Source organism: Paenibacillus sp. MABNR03 (assembly GCF_050455445.1).
Lineage (GTDB): Bacteria > Bacillota > Bacilli > Paenibacillales > Paenibacillaceae > Paenibacillus > Paenibacillus xylanilyticus.
On record NZ_JBCIYR010000002.1, the window covers coordinates 1,292,133 to 1,316,160 of the forward strand.

At 46.6% G+C, this 24,028-nt stretch carries 24 protein-coding genes and 1 tRNA gene; 16 read left to right on the plus strand and 9 right to left on the minus strand.

Translation table 11 applies throughout. The annotated features are described in order from the left end of the window. The first annotated feature begins 226 nt into the window (after positions 1-226). The 6 genes from AAIH57_RS14690 (at position 227) to AAIH57_RS14715 (ending at position 7,192) form a co-directional block, all read left to right on the plus strand. Positions 227-1,654: an NAD(P)-binding domain-containing protein gene (locus tag AAIH57_RS14690; protein ID WP_430022070.1), complete on the plus strand. Its 1,428-nt coding sequence runs from the start codon at positions 227-229 to the stop codon at positions 1,652-1,654. A gap of 138 nt (positions 1,655-1,792) precedes the next feature. After that, positions 1,793-2,269 (plus strand): hypothetical protein, encoded by a 477-nt coding sequence (locus tag AAIH57_RS14695; protein WP_430022071.1) that lies wholly within the window; start codon positions 1,793-1,795, stop codon positions 2,267-2,269. A 266-nt stretch (positions 2,270-2,535) separates the two neighbouring features. After that, complete coding sequence (locus AAIH57_RS14700) at positions 2,536-3,282, plus strand: DeoR/GlpR family DNA-binding transcription regulator (protein WP_175399681.1); 747 nt, start codon at positions 2,536-2,538, stop codon at positions 3,280-3,282. 2 nt (positions 3,283-3,284) lie between these two features. After that, a complete protein-coding gene (gene pfkB, locus AAIH57_RS14705) occupies positions 3,285-4,196 on the plus strand; it encodes a 1-phosphofructokinase (RefSeq protein WP_175399682.1) in 912 nt (303 codons plus the stop codon). Between the two features lie 82 nt (positions 4,197-4,278). Beyond that, complete coding sequence (locus tag AAIH57_RS14710; protein ID WP_430022072.1) at positions 4,279-6,243, plus strand: PTS fructose transporter subunit IIABC; 1,965 nt, start codon at positions 4,279-4,281, stop codon at positions 6,241-6,243. Positions 6,244-6,403: 160 nt separating this feature from the next. Continuing rightward, positions 6,404-7,192, plus strand: a complete 789-nt coding sequence (locus AAIH57_RS14715; protein ID WP_430022073.1) for a class I SAM-dependent methyltransferase — start codon at positions 6,404-6,406, stop codon at positions 7,190-7,192. A gap of 121 nt (positions 7,193-7,313) precedes the next feature. Here the strand turns inward: AAIH57_RS14715 and AAIH57_RS14720 are convergent, their stop codons facing one another. Beyond that, positions 7,314-8,453, minus strand: a complete 1,140-nt coding sequence (locus tag AAIH57_RS14720; protein WP_175399685.1) for a zinc-dependent alcohol dehydrogenase — start codon at positions 8,451-8,453, stop codon at positions 7,314-7,316. Between the two features lie 78 nt (positions 8,454-8,531). Further along, positions 8,532-9,695, minus strand: coding sequence for an oxalate decarboxylase family bicupin (locus tag AAIH57_RS14725; RefSeq protein ID WP_430022074.1), 1,164 nt, complete (start codon positions 9,693-9,695; stop codon positions 8,532-8,534). A gap of 291 nt (positions 9,696-9,986) precedes the next feature. On the opposite strand from AAIH57_RS14725, the gene AAIH57_RS14730 reads away from it, so the two are divergent. Next, positions 9,987-10,547: a nitroreductase family protein gene (locus AAIH57_RS14730; RefSeq protein ID WP_175399687.1), complete on the plus strand. Its 561-nt coding sequence runs from the start codon at positions 9,987-9,989 to the stop codon at positions 10,545-10,547. A gap of 138 nt (positions 10,548-10,685) precedes the next feature. Next, complete coding sequence (locus tag AAIH57_RS14735; RefSeq protein WP_430022075.1) at positions 10,686-11,228, plus strand: MarR family transcriptional regulator; 543 nt, start codon at positions 10,686-10,688, stop codon at positions 11,226-11,228. Positions 11,229-11,293: 65 nt separating this feature from the next. Here AAIH57_RS14735 and AAIH57_RS14740 read toward each other — a convergent pair whose 3' ends face one another. Beyond that, positions 11,294-12,178, minus strand: coding sequence for an SDR family NAD(P)-dependent oxidoreductase (locus tag AAIH57_RS14740; RefSeq protein ID WP_430022076.1), 885 nt, complete (start codon positions 12,176-12,178; stop codon positions 11,294-11,296). A gap of 203 nt (positions 12,179-12,381) precedes the next feature. On the opposite strand from AAIH57_RS14740, the gene AAIH57_RS14745 reads away from it, so the two are divergent. Then, entirely contained in the window at positions 12,382-12,816 is a 435-nt protein-coding gene (locus tag AAIH57_RS14745; protein WP_312884391.1) for a MerR family transcriptional regulator, read from the plus strand. 61 nt (positions 12,817-12,877) lie between these two features. Here the strand turns inward: AAIH57_RS14745 and AAIH57_RS14750 are convergent, their stop codons facing one another. Beyond that, positions 12,878-13,810 (minus strand): AraC family transcriptional regulator, encoded by a 933-nt coding sequence (locus AAIH57_RS14750; RefSeq protein ID WP_430022077.1) that lies wholly within the window; start codon positions 13,808-13,810, stop codon positions 12,878-12,880. Between the two features lie 162 nt (positions 13,811-13,972). Between AAIH57_RS14750 and AAIH57_RS14755 the strand changes: the two genes are divergently transcribed. From AAIH57_RS14755 to AAIH57_RS14775, 5 genes are all read left to right on the plus strand, one after another. After that, the gene (locus AAIH57_RS14755; protein WP_430022078.1) at positions 13,973-14,254 is read left to right on the plus strand and encodes an Atu4866 domain-containing protein; all 282 of its coding nucleotides are present in this window, start codon (positions 13,973-13,975) and stop codon (positions 14,252-14,254) included. 17 nt (positions 14,255-14,271) lie between these two features. After that, positions 14,272-15,009 (plus strand): SDR family oxidoreductase, encoded by a 738-nt coding sequence (locus AAIH57_RS14760; protein ID WP_175399693.1) that lies wholly within the window; start codon positions 14,272-14,274, stop codon positions 15,007-15,009. A gap of 57 nt (positions 15,010-15,066) precedes the next feature. Further along, on the plus strand, positions 15,067-15,969 hold the full coding sequence (locus tag AAIH57_RS14765; RefSeq protein ID WP_175399694.1) for a LysR family transcriptional regulator: 903 nt from the start codon (positions 15,067-15,069) through the stop codon (positions 15,967-15,969). 199 nt (positions 15,970-16,168) lie between these two features. After that, positions 16,169-16,930 carry a spermidine synthase gene (locus AAIH57_RS14770; protein WP_430022079.1) on the plus strand — a complete coding sequence of 254 codons (762 nt, stop codon included), beginning with the start codon at positions 16,169-16,171 and terminating at the stop codon, positions 16,928-16,930. Positions 16,931-17,203: 273 nt separating this feature from the next. Next, the gene (locus tag AAIH57_RS14775; RefSeq protein ID WP_430022080.1) at positions 17,204-18,700 is read left to right on the plus strand and encodes a sensor domain-containing diguanylate cyclase; all 1,497 of its coding nucleotides are present in this window, start codon (positions 17,204-17,206) and stop codon (positions 18,698-18,700) included. 79 nt (positions 18,701-18,779) lie between these two features. Here AAIH57_RS14775 and AAIH57_RS14780 read toward each other — a convergent pair whose 3' ends face one another. The 4 genes from AAIH57_RS14780 to AAIH57_RS14795 all read right to left on the minus strand — a co-directional run bounded on the left by AAIH57_RS14780 (position 18,780) and on the right by AAIH57_RS14795 (position 22,041). Next, positions 18,780-19,139 (minus strand): winged helix-turn-helix transcriptional regulator, encoded by a 360-nt coding sequence (locus AAIH57_RS14780; RefSeq protein WP_413034161.1) that lies wholly within the window; start codon positions 19,137-19,139, stop codon positions 18,780-18,782. A gap of 220 nt (positions 19,140-19,359) precedes the next feature. After that, a complete protein-coding gene (locus AAIH57_RS14785) occupies positions 19,360-19,755 on the minus strand; it encodes a DoxX family protein (protein ID WP_430022081.1) in 396 nt (131 codons plus the stop codon). A 57-nt stretch (positions 19,756-19,812) separates the two neighbouring features. After that, on the minus strand, positions 19,813-20,805 hold the full coding sequence (locus AAIH57_RS14790) for a Gfo/Idh/MocA family protein (protein ID WP_430022082.1): 993 nt from the start codon (positions 20,803-20,805) through the stop codon (positions 19,813-19,815). Between the two features lie 42 nt (positions 20,806-20,847). After that, positions 20,848-22,041, minus strand: a complete 1,194-nt coding sequence (locus AAIH57_RS14795) for an adenosylhomocysteinase (protein ID WP_430022083.1) — start codon at positions 22,039-22,041, stop codon at positions 20,848-20,850. Between the two features lie 220 nt (positions 22,042-22,261). On the opposite strand from AAIH57_RS14795, the gene AAIH57_RS14800 reads away from it, so the two are divergent. Beyond that, positions 22,262-22,346, plus strand: a tRNA-Leu gene (locus AAIH57_RS14800). A 109-nt stretch (positions 22,347-22,455) separates the two neighbouring features. Here the strand turns inward: AAIH57_RS14800 and AAIH57_RS14805 are convergent. Beyond that, the gene (locus tag AAIH57_RS14805) at positions 22,456-22,656 is read right to left on the minus strand and encodes a hypothetical protein (protein ID WP_430022084.1); all 201 of its coding nucleotides are present in this window, start codon (positions 22,654-22,656) and stop codon (positions 22,456-22,458) included. Between the two features lie 158 nt (positions 22,657-22,814). Between AAIH57_RS14805 and AAIH57_RS14810 the strand changes: the two genes are divergently transcribed. Beyond that, a complete protein-coding gene (locus AAIH57_RS14810) occupies positions 22,815-23,963 on the plus strand; it encodes a sn-glycerol-1-phosphate dehydrogenase (protein ID WP_430022085.1) in 1,149 nt (382 codons plus the stop codon). Positions 23,964-24,028: the final 65 nt, after the last annotated feature.

Genomic DNA, 24,028 nt, shown 5'->3' on the forward strand with positions numbered 1-24,028 from the left:
GTTTCGTTACTATCCACAAGCATGTTAGTTATTTTTAGATGTGATGACAATAAATATGACGTGAACTTCAAAACAAGAAAAAGAACTCATATAATAAACGGTAATATAACGCGGAGATACAATGAAATACAACGAATCCTCTTGATCTGACGTTAATCTGACATCGATTTTCAAAAAGAAGATAGATCTAATTTTTACAAAGTGCATATTGAAAGGGTTGAGGATCATGAGCCTTGAAGCTTTGAACCAACGTGTAAAAGACGATCTCACTTATTTGGCATATGGCGGGGCAGATTGGGTGCGTCCAACGAAACATGCCGATGGACATGTATATGACGTGATTATTGTAGGTGGCGGACAGAGTGGCCTGGGGGCTGCTTTTGGCCTTCTGCGTGAGCGGATTTCCAACATTCTAATTATCGACGAAAATAAGGCTGGACTGGAGGGACCTTGGGAGACATACGCTCGCATGGTAACCCTGCGTACACCTAAACACCTAACGTCCATTGATCTTGGAATTCCCTCCTTAACGTTTCGTTCCTGGTGGGAAGCACAGGTTGGACCTGAAGGTTGGCAGGCGCTGGACAAGATTCCACGCGGGGATTGGATGAATTATTTGCGTTGGTACAGGGAAGTGTTGAATTTGCCTGTAGTCAACGAAGTGAAATTAAAAATGATCGAACCCATGCCTGAAGGAGTCCACCAACTTCACGTGGAGGGTCCCGGAGCTACTTCGGGTCAGCTGCTCGCGCGTAAAGTTGTGCTGGCCACCGGTATACAGGGAGGGGGAGAGTGGCATGTACCACCCATGATTGCCGAACGATTGCCAAGAGAGCTGTATGCTCATACTTCGGAGGCTATCGATTATGAACGGCTGCGGGGCAAAAGAATTGCAGTGCTTGGGGGAGGTGCTTCTGCTTTTGATAATGCGAGTTTTGCACTCGCAGCAGGTGCGGCTGAAGCTCATGTATTTGTGCGGAGAGAACAACTTCCAAGTGTAAATCCCATACGTCAGATGGAGCAATCCGGAATGATTGAACGTTTCCATGCATTACGGGCAGCCGACAAATACGCGGTGATCTCACACTTTTTTCAATTTAATCAGCCTCCAACCAATGATACCTTCAACCGGGCTGCGGCTTGGCCAGGGTTCGAATTACATTTGAATTCACCTTGGCTCAATGTGGAAGCGAACGACAATGGAGCAGTGGTCACGACGGCTGAGGGGCAATTTGCTTTTGATTTCCTGGTGATTAGTACGGGGCTGTTAAGTGATCCCGCATTACGACCAGAACTCCAACTGGTGGAAAAACATATTGCTCGTTGGGCAGATTGTTATCAGGCTCCGCCTGAGCATCGCAATGAGCTGCTGGATGCACATCCCTTCCTTACTTCCGGATTTGCCATGACAAGCAGAAGTGAAGCAGGTGAATCACAGCTGCATGGGTTATTCGTTTTCAATTACTCGGCTCTTGCAAGTTGTGGCTTGTCCGCCTCTGCAATCTCCGGTACCAAGAGTGCTGTTCCGAAGCTTGTGTCTGCCATAGCTGATCAGCTGTTTCTAGATGACCGGGAGACGATACTGCAGCAATTTTATGATTATAATGAACAGGAATTCACAGCATCTTGGGCAAAAAGTGGCGTTCCTGGCTGATCCAGTTCTTATCCAATCCTATAGACCGTTCAGCGTGCTTATGCTGTGCGGTTTTGTTTATTTTATAGGAGAATCTTACACTCTGTGCGGTTTTGTTGTAAAATGTCGAATGGAACATGTAAAGGCAGGTGTAAGTGGATGAAAGAAATGAACTACGAACAGTTTAGAGCCCATTTGAAGAAAGCTTCCCGCAAACGGGGCGTACCCATGATCAAGATTGTTGCTTTTCAGGAGAAGTATATGAAGATTGAGGATATTCAATTTTTCGATGTAGAGCAAAACTACATGAGTGTCCAGGCATGTAATACGCTTTGGATGAACCTGGAGAACAAGTCTTTTCGAAACATGGTGTCTCACCCTCTGCAGTTTTATAGGGATATGGAAGACCTGGGAAGGCAATCGTTCGAGAATATGATTAAAGAACTGTATGATACAGCAGTTCCTCTTTTATTGGATTATGATCCCAATGATTATTACACATCTGAACAGCTGGCAGCGATCCTGGCTACCGATGAAAATAAGCTGATTGAGCAGTTGGAGATGGGACGTTTTAAAGGTGCTTTTATTAATGAAGAGGGAAAATGGCTTAAACCCAAACCAAGGATGAACCCATAGATGTTTGATAATCCTGCAATGTAACAGCTGCAGGTTTTTTGATGTTTGAGCAAGGTAGAAGATACTACCGCTTGTTAGGGAGTAGAAACTACAGGGATAGGATTTTAGTATTGGATGAAAGTGAACGTTTTAGTTTATATTATGGGAGATACTGGAGTGCAAAAGTCGAAAGTTGCGAATTTTTGAAGGTTTCTAAATTATTTTGAATGAAAATGATTGTTTTTTGCGAGATTTATGTTACTATAGAAGCAGTTGGAGGAATGAAGATGCTGACTGAAGAACGATATGCTGCAATTATAGAGCGCTTACATCAACAAGGGATTGTCAAATTGCAAGAGCTTGTCGACGTGCTCGGTGCTTCTGAATCAACGATAAGACGTGATCTAATTGATTTGGAGAGCCGTCAGATGCTGAAACGTATACATGGCGGAGCAGCACTCATGAATGAGAAGACACTGGAACCGGGCATGGAAGAGAAAACATCCAAAAACATTCAACAAAAGGTGACTATTGCTCGTTTGGCTGCACAGGAGATCGAAAATGGCGATTGCATTTATCTGGATGCAGGTACGACAACATTGGCCATGATTCCCTACATTGAAGCCAAGGATGTAACCGTTGTAACCAACGGCCTGTCTCATGTGGAGGCGCTGGTAAGCAAGCGGATTCAGAGTTATTTGCTTGGCGGCATGATGAAAATTCATACCAAAGCCGTAATCGGCAGTATCGCGTTGCAAAACATGGACAACTTCCGTTTTGATAAATGTTTCCTTGGTACAAACGGTGTGGATCCCGAGATGGGGTATACGACTCCTGATCCGGAGGAAGCTTTGATTAAGAGGCGTGCACATCAATTGTCCGGAAAATCATATGTACTGGCAGATTCGAGCAAAATTGGCGAAATTACGTTTGCCAAATTGTTCGAGCTGGAGGAGGCAGACCTGATTACGGAGCAGATGCCAGAGCACTGGCGGCCCGTCATTGCGCAGAAAACTAAAATAATTGAGGGATAACAATGATATATACGATAACGCTTAATCCTTCCATTGATTACATCGTGGAAGTGGATGACCTGAAGCTCGGCGGCTTGAATCGCATGAACCGGGATTTGAAACTTCCGGGCGGCAAAGGCATCAATGTATCACGTGTGCTGAATCAGCTGGGAGCAGGTAACACGGCGCTTGGATTCCTTGGTGGATTCACAGGCCGCTTCATTAATGACAAATTGCAGGCGGATCTTATTCAGACTGATTTCGTTACCATTGCCGATGATACTCGCATCAATATCAAGTTGAAGCACGGAGACGAGACCGAAATTAACGGGCTTGGCCCAGCTATTCGTGCAGAAGAAGCAGAAAAGCTGCTTCACAAGCTATCCTCCCTGCAAACAGGGGATATCGTCATTCTGTCGGGCAGTGTTCCGCCGTCCCTTGGAACTGATTTTTATGATCGACTCATCCAGGTATGCAAACAAACGGGTGCAGAGTTTGTGATTGATACCACTGGACCAGCGTTGATGGAAGCACTCGTGCATAAGCCATTACTGGTGAAGCCGAACCATCACGAGCTTGCTGAACTTTTCGGGGTAAGCATCGAGACACGGGAAGAGCTGGTGTTGTATGGTCGCAAGCTGCTGGAAGCGGGGGCCAAGCAAGTGTTAATCTCCATGGCTGGAGAAGGAGCGCTGTTCATTACCGGATCGGATGTTTATCATGCGAATGTTCCAAAAGGCATTGTGAAAAATTCGGTTGGGGCTGGAGATTCCATGATTGGAGGATTCGTAGGCACCTATGTATTGAACGGAGACATCCTTGAAGCATTCCGTACAGGAGTCGCATCGGGAAGTGCAACGGCTTTCTCCGATGATCTCGCAACACGCGAATTTATTGAGGAGCTGAGAAGCCAGGTCACCATTACCAAAATGTAGAACCAAATTTCAGTGCAATCCAATTGTAAATATAATCCGGCCTGCGGAGTGCAGGCCGACTGAACTTAAGGGAGTGTAACACATGAGAATAACAGACCTGATGATCCAGGAAACGATGATCATGGACCTGCAAGCCACAACCAAAGATGAAGCCATTGATGAACTCATTGCAAGCCTGAATAAGAGTGGACGCATTAATGATCCGGTTCTGTTCAAGGAAATGATCTATAAACGAGAAGCAGAATCCAGCACTGGGATTGGTGGCGGTATTGCAATGCCCCATGCCAAGACTTCTGCCGTGAATGAACCAACAGTTGTATTTGCGAAAAGCAGAAAAGGACTTGATTTTGCAGCGCTTGATGATGAGCCTGCTCATATATTCTTCATGATTGCTGCGCCTGAAGGTGCGGGTAATACTCATCTGCGCACACTAGCTGCTCTTTCCAGGCTGCTGATTGATAGCGATTTCATCGCTCAACTGATGAGTACAGATACGCCTGCAGAAGTGAGTGCACTATTTGATGCGAAGCAGGAGGAAGCAGCGAAGCAAGAAGCTGCCAAGGAGAAAGTCAAAGCTGAAAAGGCTGCAAAAGCAGCAAGCGAGGCCAGTTCTACACCGCAAGCTCCTGGTGTGATTGTTGGAAATGAGAATTCTGAGGATTTCGTAGTTGCCGTTACGGCTTGCCCAACAGGGATTGCACACACCTTTATGGCTGAAGATGCACTTAAAAAGAAAGCTCAGGAAATGGGCATTAATATTCGCGTTGAAACGAATGGTTCCGAGGGAGCCCAGAATGTTTTGACTCCAGACGAGATCGCTCGTGCCAAAGGTGTTATCGTGGCCGCGGACAAAAATGTGGAGATGGCCCGATTTGACGGTAAACCGGTATTGCAAAGACCAGTAAGCGATGGTATTCGCAAGTCTGAAGAGCTGATTCGCAAAGCAGTGAATGGAGATGCTCCAATCTATCGCAGCCAAGGCGGAAGTAGCGTTAAGGAAGATGGATCTAGTGCGGGCAAAATGAGCGTAGGCAGCAAGATTTATAAGGATTTGATGAACGGGATTTCGCACATGCTTCCGTTTGTCGTGGGTGGCGGAATTCTGCTCGCAATCTCTTTCCTGATCGAACAGCTTGCAGGCGAGGATAATCCCCTCTTCCAACTGCTGCAGACCATTGGTGGCGGAACGGGTGCGTTCCACTTCCTGATTCCAGTACTGGCCGGATTTATTGCCATGAGTATCGGTGATCGCCCAGCTCTGATGCCGGGTATGGTTGGTGGATTGATGGCGGTTAACTCCAATGCTGGTTTCCTTGGCGGACTTGCTGCCGGTTTCCTGGCAGGTTATGTGGTTATTGGTTTGCGTAAATTGTTTAAAGGATTACCGAAAGCCATTGACGGTTTGAAACCAATTCTGTTGTATCCCGTGTTTGGATTGCTCATTGTTGGTGCAATCAGTTACTATATCTTTGATCCGATCTTTGGCTCACTTAACACATGGCTTGTAGATGCACTTGGAAATCTGGGAACAGGAAATGCCGTATTGCTTGGCTTGCTGCTTGGTGGCATGATGTCCATTGATATGGGTGGGCCGTTCAATAAGGCAGCCTATACCTTTGCGATTGGTGTGTTCACATCAAGTGGCAATACGGACGGTGCCTGGATGGCTGCCGTTATGGCAGGCGGTATGGTGCCACCTCTGGCCATCGCTCTGGCTTCAACGTTCTTCAAATCCAAATTCACGGAGCAAGAACGCAAATCGGGCTTGACTAACTATGTACTCGGCTTATCCTTCATTACGGAAGGCGCAATTCCATTCGCTGCTGCTGATCCGCTGCGTGTACTGACATCCTGTATCATTGGTTCGGCTGTTGCAGGCGGTCTCACACAGCTCTGGAGCATTAACGTACCAGCACCACATGGTGGAATCTTCGTAGCAGCTTTGGCCAATCATGCTATGCTGTTCTTGCTCGCCGTTGCGATTGGTGCAGTGATCTCCGGTCTGATTCTGGGATTGTGGAAGAAGTCACCGACCCTTGTGAAATAATGAAAGATTAATTTAATGGTAACAAGGCATTTCCTGAGTGGGCTTCATTCAGGAGATGCTTTTTTATTTTCGCTGAGCAGCAATCTGTGTTAAAATGGTTACAATAATTTAACTTTTGAAACGATGTTTCATGTATCGGAACATTTGGCAAGGAGGAAGCATGTTGACGAATGATGCAACGAAAGGACAAGTACAAAAACAATTTGGCAAAAATGCCGAGAAGTATGTGACCAGTCCTGGACATGCAAAAGGTGAGGATCTTGATTTACTGGTGGCTTCATCCCAAGCAAGTCCAAATATGCAGGTACTTGATATAGCAACTGGAGGAGGACATGTTGCGTGCGCATTGGCACCACTTGTTCAGCAGGTAACTGCACTGGATTTAACCGAAGAGATGCTTCAGGTGGCTGAAGGCTTTATTCGGGAGAAGGGGCATCAAAATGTGAAGTTTGTGCCGGGAGATGCAGAGCATTTGCCGTTTAATGATGATGTCTTTGACATTGTCACCTGCCGGATTGCCGCGCATCATTTTCCGGATGTGCCGTCTTTTCTATCTGAGGCGTACCGAGTAACGAAACCAGGTGGCAGGCTGTTATTGATTGACAACGTGGCACCTGAGCGTGATGAATATGATCAATTTTACAATGAAGTGGAGAAGCGCCGGGATCCCAGTCATGTTCGTGTGTGGCGCAAGTCGGAGTGGATTCGGATGATAGAGATTGCGGAATATCAAGTGGGAACGATGATTTCCTTTGAGAAAAGCTTTATCTTTGAAGACTGGTGCAAGCGTGCCGGACTGCCGGAAGCAGATGGAAGAGAGCTTGAAGCAAGCATGCTCTGTGCACCTTCGGTGATTAAAAAGTTTTTTAGGTTTGAAGAGGTATTACCAGGCAAACTTGAGAGCTTCGGGGGAGAGAGTGTACTCATTCAGGCGTCAAAAGCGAGATAGCCGTAGTATGCGGGCAATGATAACAGAGACATTTTTCATCCGTTTGCACAGGAAAAACAACAACCAAAAGGGCAGATGCACCTGTAAATGGCGCACCTGCCTTTTTCATTGGGATCATTCATTAAGGTTTCAGCACAACTTTAGTACATTCGTCTTCATGATCGTTGAATATCCGGTATGCCTCACTGGCATTTTCGAGTGCAATGCGATGGGAGACAATTTCGGTCGGATCGAACTCACCTGCAGTAATTTTGCGGAACAATTCCGGCATATAGTGAATGACAGGTGCCTGTCCCATTTTAAGATTAATATTGCGTTCAAACATACTTCCGAGCGGGAACATGTTGTAGGACGAGCCATACACACCAGTAAGCTGCAATGTACCAAACTTGCGAACGGCTTTCATGCCGATTTCAATGGCACTCAGTGCCCCGCCGTGAAGTTTCAGCTTCTGCCCGATCTCCTCCAAAGTGGATTTCTTGCCGTCCATGCCGACACAGTCGATCACCACATCGGTACCTCCGCCCGTAATCTCGCGGATATGTGCACCCATATCATCATGATTTTCAAAATTGAAGACTTCCACATCATTCATGCGTTTGGCTTTTTCCAAACGATACGGGAGCCGATCAACTGCAATAACCCGCTTGGCGCCTTTCATCCAGGCAAACTTCTGCGTCATCAGGCCAATTGGTCCGCTCCCAAGCACAGTTACGGTATCTCCTGGTTTAACACCGGCATTTTCCACACTCCAGTAAGCGGTGGGAAGAACATCGGACAGAAACAGCAGAGCTTCATCTTCCAATTCACAGGATTCCGGAATCACGAACGGCATAAAGTTACCGTACGGCACGCGCAAAAATTCAGCCTGTCCACCAGGGTAATTTCCGTATCGTTCCGTAAAACCGAAATAACCACCGGTGTGGATATCGGGATTACCATTAGAATTGTCACACTGGCTCTCCATGTCGTGATTGCAATAGAAACATTCGCCACACGAAATGTTAAAAGGAAGGACCACGCGATCCCCCTTTTTTACACGTGTGACTTCAGGACCTACCTCTTCCACGATCCCCATCGGTTCATGACCGATGACATAATCCTTCTCGGCCGGCAATGCTCCCTGATAAATATGAAGATCTGATCCACATATGGCGGTGGAAGTAATACGCACGATAATGTCATCCTTTTGTTGCAGTCTCGGATCTTCAACCTGTTTCACCTGAATATCCTTGGTCCCTTGAAAAGTAACGGCTCTCATCAACATATTCCTCCTATCATATTGTGACTCTCTGAGAATTACCCCGTATGGAGCCATTTGATAGAGGTCCATACCAAATTAAACGACAGGCCACTTGACTTTACGCAGCGCCTTAAGCAGCTCGGAGGAAGCGTGCAGATTGTCACGGACAAGCTCACGAGGCGTGAGTGCCATCCACTGATTCAACGAAATGTCCTCGAAGCGGTCACTTCTAAAAATCTCCAAAAACCACAGGGTTTCTGTGCTTGTATTCTGAACATAGTGTCCCATGGCAACCGGAACATACCCTACATCTCCGGCTCTGTAATTGAATGTGCGTGCAGTGCCGTTCCCCCCAAATACGGTCATTCTTCCTTGCCCTGTCAGATAGTACTGCCATTCATCGGCATTTGGATGCCAGTGCATTTCACGCATGCCACCAGGTTTAATCTCGACCAGCGCAGCGGCAATGGTTGTGGAGATGGGGAAGTTGGTGGAATCGACGATGCGCACGCTTCCCCCTGGCGTAATCAGGGGTTCCTGAGCGAGGAGGCGATGTTTGAATGAGAGTGGGACGGTACCGTAGGGTGACGGAACTTCCTGACTTGCGACAGAATCAGGGACCTGATCTTGGAAAATATAAACCTGATCTGCCGGTCGGGATTGAAACGCAGACTCTGGCACACCAAAATTGACAGACAAAACCTCTGAGGGGGTGTGAGCAAACCAGTCGGAGATCGAAAGAGTGTTAAGATCGGAGAAGGCTCCGTCATCAAAAACAAGCAAAAATTCACAGCCCTCTTCCAGTCCTTGAATGGAATGGGGCAGACCTTTGGGGAAAAACCACAGGTCACCAGGCCCGACATCGGCGATAAAATTGCGGCCATCCTGATCGATGGACGTAATTCTTGCCGTACCCCAGATCATATACGCCCATTCGGACTGTTGATGCCAATGAAGTTCGCGCACGCCGCCCGGAGTCAAGCTCATATTTACTCCAGCCAGTGTCGTGGCAATCGGCAGATCTCGTACCGTTATTTCACGTGACCAGCCACCATGGTTTAACTGCATATGGGTATCGGAAAAAGACATTTTCAGATTGGGCATCAGTCCCGAGTCTGTTGCGGGAGGAACCAGCATATCCGGATTTTCACGGTCTCTCATGACATCACGCGGGCCCAGATCGGGTCCGCCGGCTCCGTCTTGCCGGATCGGTTGTGGAACAATGAGCAGTTTACCGTTATGTTGTGATCCTTTTGTCATTCGTTTATCCCTCCAGTTCAGATCATGCTGGTCAGACTGGTCGTCAATCATATTCTATGAATCAGGGCCTGGATATTATGAAGGACAGGGGAAAGGCTGGATCAATGGACTTGTCTGTGCCACAGACACTCAAGACATGGACGGTGATGAAGACGTTTCTGACATTCGCTGTTGTAGTTGGCACTTAAGGATTGACGTGCACAGCATATCATAGTACCCTAATATTGTTTCATATGAAACAATTAATTTGCAAGTGGGAATACAACCTTATTCGGAAATGGGGAAGTTCATATGACAATAGCCGATACGATTCGTTCTCGACGAAGTATCCGCAGCTTCAATACACAACCGGTGTCCACGGACTTAATAATTCAATTGCTTAATGATGCGGTCTGGGCACCTAATCATGGCATGCGAGAACCATGGCGTTTTATTCTCGCCGAGCGTGCAGAAGCAAAAGAACAGGTGGCCAGTCTGATGCTGGAATCGGTGCAAAACATGAAATTGATGAAGCTGATGCCTGGCAAACTGCAGCAGGCGCTGAAAAAGAAGTTCAGCCACATGCCTGCGCACCTTATTGTGGTAATGAAAAATGAAAAGGATCAACATAAGCAGGAAGAAGACTATGCGGCTGTAAGCTGCGTTATTCAGAACTTTCAACTGCTTGCCTGGGAACAGGGCCTAGGTATGATTTGGTCCACGATGGAATACATTCATTCCCCCATTTTTTGCGAAGGTCTAAGCGTGAAGACAGATGAGCGAGTAGTTGGTGTGTTGCATATGGGGTACTTCGATAAAACGCCGAAACCCAAGTCGCGCACCTCTGCTGAACAAAAGCTCACCTTGCTGTAGTCCTGGAACAGAAGTGTGATATAAATCGTATCAATCCTGATCGTATTGTTTCCAGTGAAACCAATCATGGTGTATAATGTATGTTATTCAAGCCTGGCTTGCATAATAGACCGAGACGAGAAAAGGTTGGGGAAAACTATGGATCATGAACAGACGGATCTGCGTTACATTTATGGATTGTTTATTAAGCTTTTGCATCAAAAAGAACAAAAGGATGACCAGGAAAATCTATTTCTCATGGATATTGTTCGTAAGACTGTATCATCAGAAGCAGCTTTGAACATGACGGATGTGCATGTAATTGCGTGTATTGGTGAACACGAACCCATTAATCTGACCTCGATAGCTGAACGGATGGAACTGAGCAAGGGCAACACCTCCAAAGTGGCCCATAAACTGCTGAAGCAAGGATGGCTTCGAAAAACACAGTTAAATGACAACAAAAAGGAGATTTATTTCAGGCTGACATCACCAGGCAAAAAGCTGTTTCATGTTCATGCCGATCTGCACGTGAAGGTTGAAAATCAATTCCTCCGTTTTCTGGGGCAATATAACAAAATGGAGCTTGAATTTTTAAAGAGATTTGTGCTGGATTTGACACGTTTCTATGAGCAGTTGGATACTCGAAGTTTAATTGAGGACCTGGAGGAAGAGAATGATCCGACAGAGAACAAAATTTGAACGGAGAAAACCCCGTGACGAGCACGGGGAGAATGTTGCTTGCTGAAGCAAAGCATTACCAGATATTAATTGCTTTTCTGATGTCCACTTCCTACAGGTACTGTATGTAGAAATTCTTGCTCATAGATCTCGTGGACTCTGTTTAAAACTGCAGCGCCGTGTTCTTTGAAACGAAGTGATTTCGCTTTGTTTTTAATCAGAAACGTACCTGGCTCGTGTCTAGTTGATGAAAATCCTCCATTGTAGAGCAGGGAAGCGCCATGACTTGGATGAGGAAAGAACAGTTTCATGATGGGCTTGATGTAAAAGGGCAGACCGGATTTTTTGTTGCCGCGTAAAGTATTGTTTCCTCCAGGGTCTACACTCAGAAGACGAATACCGTCTGTCTTAGCAGCATCGGCTGCTGCCTCATGTGTCCATAAAGAGAGACCAAGCTTCGAAGTGGCATATGGACCAAACAGCTTCTTGAATTCGGTCGGACGTTCCAGAATATTCAGATCAAATCGTTTTAGCATGTTGAACGCACTGGTTGAAGTGTTAACGACTGTTTTCAGTTGTCCTTTGAGCAGCAGTCCGTATAATTCCTTGTAAATGATGTAAGGTACCACGGTTTGCAATTCAAAATGCATTTCATGCCCCTGGTCAGAGTAACGAAGCTCGGAAGCACTGCCTCCTGCATTATTAAACAAGGCGTCAATCGAATCAGTCTCGGACTTAATCTGATCGAGCGCAATTCTTAGGCTTTCATAGTTGGTCAGATTAGCCTGAACCAACCGAAGCTGACCTGAACGTAATGCATTTTGGATATCGCCTTGCTCTGCCGGAAAAAGTGAGCGGTTGAGGCCAATAATTTGCCATCCTTCAACCAATAACATGCGGGTCAGTTCAAGACCGATTCCTGAGGTAGAGCCTGTAATCAGAGCGGTGTGAAGCTTGTTTTGTGTATTCATAGATACCTCCAAAGGATGGGAATTACAGAACGAATCTGTATGTTGTGTTCAGTCTATAATTTGGAGTCGACTCCAAGTCAAGCACCTGGATTGAAACATTTTTCGGTCTGAAATCGCTGTTTAATTTTGGGATGATTCGCCTTGACTTGGAGCTGACTCCAAGTTGTATGATGGAGGTATGAGGAAGAAGGAGGCAGATGCGGGTGAGTGGTGAGGTATTGTATTCCATTAAGGAAACAGCAGAGAAGGCTGGGTTATCGGAAGATACCATTCGATATTATGAGAAGATTGAGCTTCTGCCACGAGCCGATCGGAAGGCTAATAGGCACCGGGTATATCGGCAAGAGGATATTCGAACCATGAAGCTCATTAGCTGTCTGAAGAAGACAGGCATGTCTCTCGAGGAGATGAAGCCATACTTGCATATGTCGATGGATTCGGATCTTGAGGACTTTCCAGAAGAGCGTGAGATGCTGGTGAATCATCGAATGAAAATAGAAGCTCAGATTGCCTCGCTGCAGCAGGTAGTCGATTTTATCGATGAGAAGCTGGACAAGCGGAGCATGTATCCGGACGAATGCACTCTAACCGCAGAAAAGCAGATGTCTGTATTTGAAAAAAAGAACATGTTCCTCTGATCGCCACGTTCCGTTGAACTCGAAAACCCTCGTCTGGAAGACGTGGGTTTTTTCCTTTCTTTTAACTTTCGATTTGCAGAGCATGACGAAGACGTTTGATATCGCTTTTTGGGGGGAGGCCATACATTCGGGCATATTCCCTGCTGAATTGGGAAGGGCTCTCATATCCAACCTGAAACGCCGCATTGGCTGCATCGGTCGTACCTGCAATCAGCATGCGCCTGGCTTCCTGCAATCGGATCTGTTTCTGGAATTGTATAGGGCTCATGGTGGTGATGGCTTTGAAATGATGATGAAGGGAGGAAGAACTCATATTGATCATATCCGCAAGCTGCTCAACCCGCAGGGGTTTGTCATATTCGGATTGGATGACTTCAATTACCTTGGCAATGTGCTGGGCGTGACTGTTTTGAACCGCAAACTGTTTAATGGAATGTCCGTGTTCATCCTGAATAATTCGATACAGCATCTCACGGATGAACAGGGGGGCAAGTACAGGAATGTCATCAGGTGTGTCGAGCAGTCGAATCAATCGAACCGCCGCTTCGAGAAGCGAAAGCTTGGTGGAGCTGACAAATAATCCTCGCTGCGTTGCATTGTCGGGTTTGAATTGTACAGAAGCAGCATCCTGTATTAGATCGAAAATCTGTCCAGAGTCAAAATCAAGACGCATACATAGATAGGGCTTCTCTGAAGAAGCCTGAACAACCTGTCCTGAAATAGGCAAGTTTACGGAAGCTACCAAATATTGTGTCAGGTCGTAGGTGTAGCTTTCCCGGCCGAGTATGACTAATTTGGAGCCTTGAGCAACAATGCAGAGAGCAGGTTGGTGAACGGAATATATGGGCTCGGAAATCTCCGAGGCACGGATCAAAGAAAGCGATGGAATGGCTGTGGGATGAATCCCGTCATTTGGAGTAAAACGCTCGATAAGATGAGCCATTTCCTGCTGCTGCCGTGTGACATGGTTATCCGTCTCTAATGATGAAAGCATGGAGTATACATCCTCCTTTCGTGAATCTTCTTCTGTTATTCTAGAATGTCCTGGAGGAATAGGCAAGATTACTGCTGGATTCTTCTATCGGGTAGGATGTGATCTCCTCCATAATGAGGATAAGCAATTGAAGCTTATGCAGAACAGAGAGGAGGCAGGAAGATGAAACACAATCCATCAGTTAGCAGACAGGAGAATAGCCACCCTTATGTTGGCATGTGGGTAACGAAGGACGGTTATATCCGGCACGAGCTGCTCCCGAACGGGCGATATGATGAAGCCAGAGGTCAAAGGCAAAGTGCATACCAAGGGAGTTATGTGGTCGCAGGAGACCATATTGAATATGTGGACGATACCGGATTTACAGCGGATGGAGATTTCATAAACGGCATTTTGTATCATGCAGGCATGGTTTTGTACAGGGAATTAAACGATAACCAATGATGAAGGAGAGATTACACATGTTTAATATCAAAGGAAAAGTTGTTGTCATTACGGGGGCGAGCAGCGGAATTGGGGAGGCTGCGGCCCGTTTGTTGGCACAGCAAGGAGCGCATGTGGTCATTGGAGCAAGACGTGTCGAGCGTTTGCAGGCACTGGCTTCCTCAATTCGTTCAGAGGGGGGTTCTGTGGAGTTTCAGGCATTGGATGTTACCCGGCTGGAGGAAATGCAGAGTATTATGGATTTGGCGCTTACTCGCTTCGGGCGTCTGGATGTTGTTATTAACAATGCGGGCGTGATGCCTCTTTCCCCTCTTGAAGCGTTAAAAGTAGACGAATGGAATCGGATGATCGATGTCAATGTTCGGGGAGTACTGCACGGGATTGCGGCCGGCTTGCCAGTAATGAGAAAACAGAGTAGTGGCCAATTCATCAATTTGGCTTCCATTGGTGCTTATACCGTTTCCCCAACGGCATCCGTATATTGCGCAACCAAATACGCGGTCCGTGCGATCACGGAGGGCCTGCGTCAGGAAGTGGGTGGAGATATTCGGGTAACCCTCATTTCCCCGGGGGTGACCGAATCGGAACTGGCCGAGACCATCTCGGATACAGAAGCGCGTGAGCTGATGAAAGATTATCGGCGTGTATCCATCCCGGCATCAGCCATCGCCCACAGCATTTTGTATGCCATCAGCCAACCGGCTGAGGTGGATGTCAATGAAATTGTCGTCAGACCAACTGCAAGTCTGGCTTAAGGCAGAGACTCTTTTGGTATATAATAGAATCAATTATACGAAAAGAGGAATAACACGTTGACTCTGCAACAATTAAAGTATGTGATCGAAGTTGCCACGCGCGGCTCCATGAATGAAGCAGCCAAACGGCTATTTATTTCTCAGCCCAGCCTGTCGAACGCCATTCGCGATTTGGAACAGGAGATGCGCATTACCATTTTTGAACGTACAAATAAGGGGATTTCGTTATCCAAAGAAGGGGTGGAATTCCTCAGTTATGCCCGTCAGGTCGTAGAACAGGCTGAACTGCTGGAGAATCGTTATCTGAATGCCAAGCCCTCTCCGCAGCATTTCTCGGTATCAACCCAGCATTATGCGTTTGCAGTTAATGCCTTTGTACGTCTGGTGCAGCAGTATGGACAAGATGAATACGAGCTGGCTCTGAGGGAGACCAAGACATATGAAATTATCCAGGATGTAAAGAGCCTGCGAAGTGAAATCGGGATCCTGTATTTGAACGAGTTCAATGCCAAGGTAATTAACAAATTGTTAAAAGATGCTGGACTGGTGTTCACTAGCCTGTTCACGGCTAAACCGCATATTTTCATCAGCGTAAAGAACCCGCTGGCTAAGCAAGAATCCGTAGCGATTGAGCAGCTTCAGGATTATCCTTATCTGTCATTTGACCAGGGGGAATACAATTCATTTCATTTTTCCGAAGAGATTCTGAGTACGTTATCCCATCCCAAGAGCATCCAGGTCAATGACCGGGCAACATTGTTTAATTTGCTCATTGGTCTGAACGGTTACACGATCTCAACAGGTGTTCTCAGTGCAGACTTGAATGGAAATGAGATTATCCCTGTTCCATTGGAATGTGAGGAGACGATCAATGTGGGCTGGATTAGCCACAAAAGCACCTCTCTCTCCAATCTTGGTGTGGAGTATGTCAAAGCCCTGCATGAGGCCATAGAATCTTGATTGCACAGGGCATACAGGCTAATAATCCTAATGTTTTGTAGATAAAATTGGAAAAATATTTTATATCTGGGTTGAGCTCAGGCGCTGAATATAGACCATTTCCGGGTAACCGGGAATGGTTTTTTTGTCATTTTAATGGAGTATGGCTCTAAAGAGTTGGTATAATGAAAAATAGTATATTTAGGAGTAGTGGATTGGAATGAGAGGAGAACGGTTGGTGAAGGTTTTATATCGTAATATGAGTGAACAGCATGCGTTAACCGTATATGACACAACCAAGCTTTATGGGGAGAAGGGGCGTTTTAGGGTTTTGGAGTTTTCGAATGAGGCAGTGCAGGGGGCTATGGATCTGGAAAAGCCTTCACGAATGCTGCTTGAATACCCGAGAGCGATGGTTCATCTAATGGAACGGAATCATCCTGATTACGAAACTGTTTTTGTGGTGGGGCATGGAATCGGTACCCTGTCGACTTACCTGTCGAACCGCCTTGTTAAGATCGCCGAGCTGGACGAAGAAGTGGTTGAACTAAGCAAAACTTTATTTGGATACAAAGGCAGTGAGGTCATGGTGGGAGATGGTCGGGAGCTGCTGCAGCAGGAACCATCCGGAATGTATGATTATATTATTGTCGATGCCTTTACTGCAACGGGGACACCCATGCAGTTTACCTCCAGATCTTTTTTTGCCATGGTTCAGGACAGGCTTCGGTCTGGAGGAAGCATACTCTTGAATGTTTTCGGGCGTACGGGCAATGACAGACTGGTAAACGCCATATATGCAACGCTGGCGGAACAGTTTGCTTACACACGTTCCTTTGCACTGCCCACAGAAACGCAGGAAGAGATCCAAAATCGCATCCTGGTGGGTAGCAGCGCGCCCATTGATTTCCAATCGAGGTTCATGGCTGGCTTCGTGGAGCAGGAGCCTGGAGAAGGTTATATCATCGTGGATGAACTTTGAGTAAGTTGGAGAAGGCAAACGCCTTATTTTATATTTGGCATGGAGTTATCAATGTTAATTGAAGAAAATGTAAAAAAATTCACACAAAATTCATACATTCATAATACCTTTCGTTTAGAATAGAAGGAATATGCCTTTTCATGGAAATCCGGGGGAAGCACTAATGATCGCAGAGAACAAAGCATCCAGATTGCAGGGAAAAGTAAGAAACATCAAGAAAATCAGTCTTACCGCCCTGCTCAGTGGACTAGTCTCCATTTCGGTGCTGATGACATGTTTATTTCATCCTATACATCTCAGAAGCAGTCACTCATTGATAATACCTTATCTCTCAACTATTCGAGCGCAGCGCAAATGAGTCAGACACTGGATTCGCTATTCCAGTCCATGCAAAACAGCTTGAAATATGCTGCAGACTATTTTCCGCAAATGGACTATTCGGATACGGAAAAATTGGATTCGACGCTGGAATTGATTCGCAGCAGCAGTAACTTTTTTAATTCAGTCACTTTAGTGGACGACAAGGGAGTCATTCGTAGCGCATCACCTTATTCTAATAAAAACATTGGAATGCAGATTAGCTCTAATGCTGCAAAGAAAGCTTTTGAATCGAGAGCATCCTATATTTCGGAAGCCTATCAATCGCCTCTTTCGAAGCGCAGAATTGTGTTTGTAAATGAACCCATCTTTGATGCTGCGGGAGTGTTTAAGGGGATGATCGGCGGGAATATTTTTCTGCAGGAAAATAATATTTTGAACCTATCATTTGGAAGTCAATTGAAGACGAGTAATGGCTCATATTTTTTTATTGTCGATGCCAAGGGTACACTTTTATTTCATCCAGATACCAAACGGATTGGCGAAAATATCAGTAAAAATGAGGTCGTGCAGAAATTGCTCGATAATCAAACAGGTAAGGAACAGTACAAAAATCTGGCGGGCGTAGACTCCCTTGCCGGGTATCAGAAGGTGCCGGCTACCGATTGGGGTGTGGTTGTCGTATCTCCTACCCAGACCGTGTACGATCAGCTGAATGAGCATATCCGCATGTTATTGTTGTACACTTCGGTTCCATTTCTCATCCTGACCCTGATTGTCATTCGCGTGGCACGGAAGCTTGCGAGTCCTTTTGTATATCTGGCCGACCTCGTCAATCAGGTGGATCAGGGGAAAGTGGACCTGCCAACAATGAGGCCTCATTGGAACCGGGAAGCGGATTTGCTGACCCGCACGGTTTTGGGTGCGTTGGCGAATTTCCGCAAACAAACGGATCAGCTCACCTATGACGCCAGAACCGATGTGTTAACAGGTATGACGAATCGCAGGACGTTTGAAGAAGTCATTCAGCAATGGATTGATGAACAGGTAATATTTTCGATTATTGTCATTGATATTGACCGGTTCAAATCCATTAACGATACTTACGGACATCACGCCGGAGATCAGGTTCTTAAACATATTGCGGGTCTGATCAAGTTAGCCGTTCGTCCGCAGGATGTAAGTTCCCGCTTTGGCGGGGAAGAATTTGTGGTCCTGCTTCGACACACCGAGTCTGACACCGCCTATCAGATCGCCGAGTATATTCGCATATCGGTTGAGGCAAGTATCATGCCGGTAGACCGTTCGGTAACCATTTCCGCAGGCATTGCCGAGTATCCGCTGCATTCATCCTCTGCCACGGAACTATTTCATCTGGCGGACAATGCGCTGTACCAGGCGAAGGAAGAAGGCCGTAACCGTACCGTAACCATTCAGACCGTCGAAAAGTAACAGAACAGACGGGTATTATCCTCTATAGATTACACCAAAAAAGCTGATCCCTTGTGAAAGGGACCAGCTTTTTTAGCCATTACACTTCCTGTGACTTGGCCTGAACTTCATTTGTATATGTCTCTCCCCAGTCACGCATGCTGTAGATGATTGGACGCAGTGTTTCTCCAAAGGGGGTAAGCGAGTATTCCACTTTGGGAGGTACTTGAGGGTAAATCTCCCGGTGTACAATCCCGCTGCTCTCCAATTCTCTTAATTGTAAGGTGAGCATTCGCTGCGTAATGTCCGGAAATAACTTTCTGAGTTCATTGAATCGCAAAGAACCCGAAAACAAGTGATACAGAATGGCACCTTTCCATTTGCCCCCAATGACACTAAGTGTAACTTCCACAGCACAACCATAGGGTTTCGGGCATGCTTCTGTTGAAATTTTTTTCATATATCTGCCCTCCGTAAGCGATTGTGTATAGTATCAATTTAAGTACTACGTACCCAAAATGCGTGTATAATCTCTTCAAAGCATATCATGTCTGATTCGGATTATAAACCCTGGTACCGAATGAGTTGAGTAAGGAAAAACAACAAAAAGCCCGGTTTCGCCATGCGAAACAACGGGCTTGTGAGGATGAATAATAAACAAACAAGTCAGGTTTAAAAATTTACATCAAGGCGTCAAGTGAGTAGGCCCCGGCACCAGCCAGTCCCACCCCGACCAAAGAGCCAAGGATGACGAGATTGTATTCATATCCTCCATTGAGGTTCCATAGTCCCTTGCCTGCGTGTACTTTCACGATCGCAACAGCCATGGGTATAAACAGCAGTATCGACCCAACTGCGGTCCACAATCCTGCGACGAACAACAATCCGCCAATCAGCTCGGTAAGTCCAGCGCACACAGCTAGGGCTCTCGCAGGCTTGAGCCCGATTGCTTCAAAAAATGAAGCTGTGCCTGAGATGCCTTCACCGCCAAACATGCCAAACAGCTTTTTGCATGCATGACCCATCATAAGGGACCCAATGACAAGCCGAATAACTAGTAATCCTGTGTCCAGCATAAAATCTTCCCCTTCTCTTGATGTGTGAATCCGATCGCTTTCTGTAACGGTTATACGTCAGACCAGCGCAGCCAATATGGTGTCGCACAGGGCCATCGTTCCAATGTTATCCTTGCCACTCGAATGCGGAAGTGCCTTGTTGTGACAACATGCCATGAAGTGTGCCATCTCGCCTACAAATCCACGCAGATAGAGATCACGGTAGGCGCCAGACATGGGAGAGCCGGAAGGGGTGAAGACCGTATCCTGCTCTTCAAGAGACTTCCAAGGGAGGCTGTCCGAAGTGCGGGAGTGGTGAATAGTAAGTGTATTAATCTCATCTGCTGATACAAAACCGTGATCGAACGTGACCAGCAGACTTTCGCTCTCGCGTGACCAAGCACTCATGCCTGCAAAGTAGGCGCTGCCCACTACACCGTTATTGAATTTCAGGGAAATGCTCTGGTTGATATGTTCTCCGTCCTTGATCGTGGTACCCGTCACTTGCTGTACTTCTCCGAAAAGAAAACGCATCAGATCTACCATGTGGATGGCTGCCAGTTTCATAAACTGTTCCTCATCCTTGCAGAAGGGTGTGCTGTCCACGGCAAACCTCATTTGAAATGAACGTGCTCTGCCCATGGAACCATCATCAATTTGTTCTTTCAGTTTCAGATAAATAGGCGCATAACGCTTCATGAATCCCACCATTAATACCACGCCAGCCTTCTCGGCTGCATTGGCGATTTCAGCAGCTTCTGTGGCGGTCCAACCCAGTGGTTTATCCACATAGACATTTTTGCCAGCCTTGATGCATTCGAGGGCAAGAGACGTTTGATCCTGAGGTTGTGCTACCACAATAACACCGTCACAATCTTCGTTTTGCAGCATTTGGCTCACATCATCATAGGCTGTTCCCGTGCTGCCGTATCGCAGCAGAGCGGCCTGAGAACGCTCGATACTGCGAGTGGATATGGCTTGAATGGTAGCTCCCGCTTCAATAGCGGAAGGATAAATATTGGTGGTTGCATGGAATCCAGCACCGATAAAACAAAGTTTTGTTTGTGTCATAAGCATTTCTCCTTCATGGTTTGTAGTATCATTTCCAGGGAATTACACAGGTTTCTCGCTCAAATGGTACAGCATCTTGCTTGCAATCTCCGTATTGACGATATGAGGGACAGGCTGTGGTCCATTCACCAGATGCTGGCGATGTTGGACGAGGTAGAGCAGGGAAGCAGCCTGAAGGGATAAGCCAAGATCCATCGTCTCTGCAGGATTTCCGCCTCCTCCCGCGAGATTAAGCATCTCACCTTCGGTAAGCAGCATGAGCCTACGGCCATTCGTGAGGGTGAACTGCTCGATATCTGCTGTTAGACGTTCTATATGTTCGGCTTCCTGCCGAAGACGGTCCAGATCCATTTCCCAGGAGAAATGTCCAGCGTTGGCAAGAATCGTACCATCGTTCATCTGACTGATATGTGCCATTGATATGGCGTTGGGGCGACCTGTCACCGTGATGTAGACCTGGGCAAAAGTAAACGTTTCTTCCAGCTTTGCTACGCGGAAACCATCCAGAGCAGCTTCAAGTCCTGCCATGGGATCATTTTCGACCACAATGACTTGGCTGCCTAAATTGCGCAGATATCTGGCAATTCCGCGTCCACACGTACCATATCCTACGATGACGAAGCGTCTTGTAGGCAAAATCAGATTCGTGGTGCGCATGAACCCTTCGATAATGGTCTGTCCCACGCCGTGTTCATTCTCCATGATCCGTTTGAGGGGACTGTCGTTAATTACAATAATCGGGAATGAGATGGACTGCCCCGTTTCCTCACGCAGCAGATTGGCCCCTGTTGTGGTTTCTTCTGTTCCCCCAATGAGTGAGGTATAGTCATAGTGCTGAAGGAGGGTGCGAGCCAGATCAGCTCCATTATCCATTAAAAGGTGTGGTTGGTGTTGAAGCACACGATGAATATTGTGCATATGCTGAGTGCGTCCATCGGAACGCTGCCCATATACGGTAATGCCTTCTGCTATGAGTGCAGCAGCGACGCTGTCCTTTGTTGTGCCCGGGCTTCCTGTTAATACAACATGGGCTCCGCCAGCTTGAAGGGTTCTGCATAGTACGGCCGTCTTGGGCTCTACATGAATACAGATTCCAATGGTAAGCCCCGCAAAAGGCTTTTCTTCGGAAAAACGGGCTTTTAATTCGGCGAGCAGGGGCATATGCATTTCTGTCCAGTGAATATTTCGTTTTCCTTCTTCAATGACTTCGGGTGTCATGGTCATAGGTTTGCTCATATTCCTCTCTATCCATAGGGTTGCCTGTCCTTGAAGGACAGTTGCTTAGAGCTAACGATAGGAGGTTTTTGTTTTTGAAAAAAGGACATATGTCCTATAAATATGAATAATAAAAAGTTATTGCATTCTTCTTCCAGAGCATGTATACTCTTAATTACGGTGAAACGAGAGATTGCTTAGCCGGAATGCTTTTCATCAACGATGAGAAGATACATATTATGCGGTCGTGGCGGAATTGGCAGACGCGCACGGTTCAGGTCCGTGTGGGCTAACCCCCCGTGGAGGTTCGAGTCCTCTCGACCGCATCGAAGAGAAAAAGGTTCGGAGATTTGCTTTGGCAAACTCTCGAACCTTTTTTTATTGTTCTTACTATTTTATAACGAAAAAAAGAGCTCGAGGCTCTTATTTGCGAAATTACGTTTTTGGATCAGATTGCTGGCGCTGATGTAAAACTACCGCCGTCCATAGTCCGGCCAATGCACCAATTATACCGAAAAACGCAACACTTCCGATCACTTCATATGCTCGAAATTGGAACAAAAAGGCAATTCCGCTACCCAAGGTCGTTCCTGCAAGAAAACCGAGAGAAATACCCGTGTCTTTGCCAAGCTGCATTGGATCACCTGCTTCAGAGAGTTTGTTAAAACATTTGCAAAATCGGGGTACAAGAAGTAAAGTGTGATCAGGAAAATCATTGAAATTTTCCCTGTACTCATTGTGTGGCTTTTCCAGTGCAAATATGCATGAACCTAAAAACGGGAGGTTACGATCAAATGAATATGAACGAGCGAATTGCGGCTTGGAATCTGGAAGCCCAGCAGTGTACCTGTGGACATGATCATCGATTGGTACAAATGCAAGTGTTTCTGGAACAGGGTGCGATCAGGCGGTTGCCAGAATACTTGTCTGACCAGGGGTATAACGAAGTTACGGTGGTTTACGATGATCAGACAGGACCCGCAGCAGGATATGAAGTGGTGAAAAGGTTACGGGATGCAGGTCTTGCTGCAGATGAATTCCGGATGCCGGAGAACAGTGCGGGAGACATTATTGCCGATGAGGCTGGGATTGTGCAGGTACTGCTTGGTGTAAAACAAATGAGTCAGGCCATCATCGCAGTGGGATCAGGAACAATACATGATCTGGTAAGATTTGTGTGTGCCAAAATGAACAAACCGTTTCTGTCTGTTCCAACAGCGGCATCGGTTGATGGATTCACTTCTGCAGGGGCGCCGCTCATTGTAAGCGGCATCAAACAGACTTTTCAGGCTGTTCCTCCTGAAGCCATTTTTGCGGACATCAGCGTGATCGAGCAAGCTCCCCAAGCAATGACGGCAGCTGGATTTGGGGATATGTTAGGCAAGTACACATCTCTGGCAGACTGGATTGTCTCCCGAGAACTGGGTGGGGAGCCGTTCTGTCCGGTTGCTTACCGAATGACAGAAGAGGCGCTGACGGCCTGTATCGATAATGTTCACGCCATTGCGGAAGGGAGATCCGACGGGGTAACGGCATTAATGGATGCACTAATTATTTCGGGGGCCTCTATGTTGATCATCGATCATTCCCGTCCGGCATCCGGTGGTGAGCACCACATTTCGCATCGGTGGGAGATGGATTTGATGGTAGCGGGCCGCAAACCTGTTCTGCATGGAGCCAAGGTGGGTGTAGCCTGTGCGCTCCTTGTGGAACGGTACAAGGAACTCGCACATTTGTCCAAAGAACCTGTGTTTGAGGTGTACAGCACTTTGCCAGATGCGTCACAACTTGTGGCATGGCTCGAGCAGGTGGGGGGTCCGACGACAACAGAACAGCTTGGGGTAACGCCCGAAATGGTAGAGCATGCTTTTGCAACAGCTCATACACTTAGAGAAAGGTATACAGGACTAAAATATATCAATGAGATCCTTAACGTTGGATAAAATGAATCGAGCTGTACCCTGAGGTAAAGAGATGATTACTTTTGCTGCTATATTTTGTACGTACA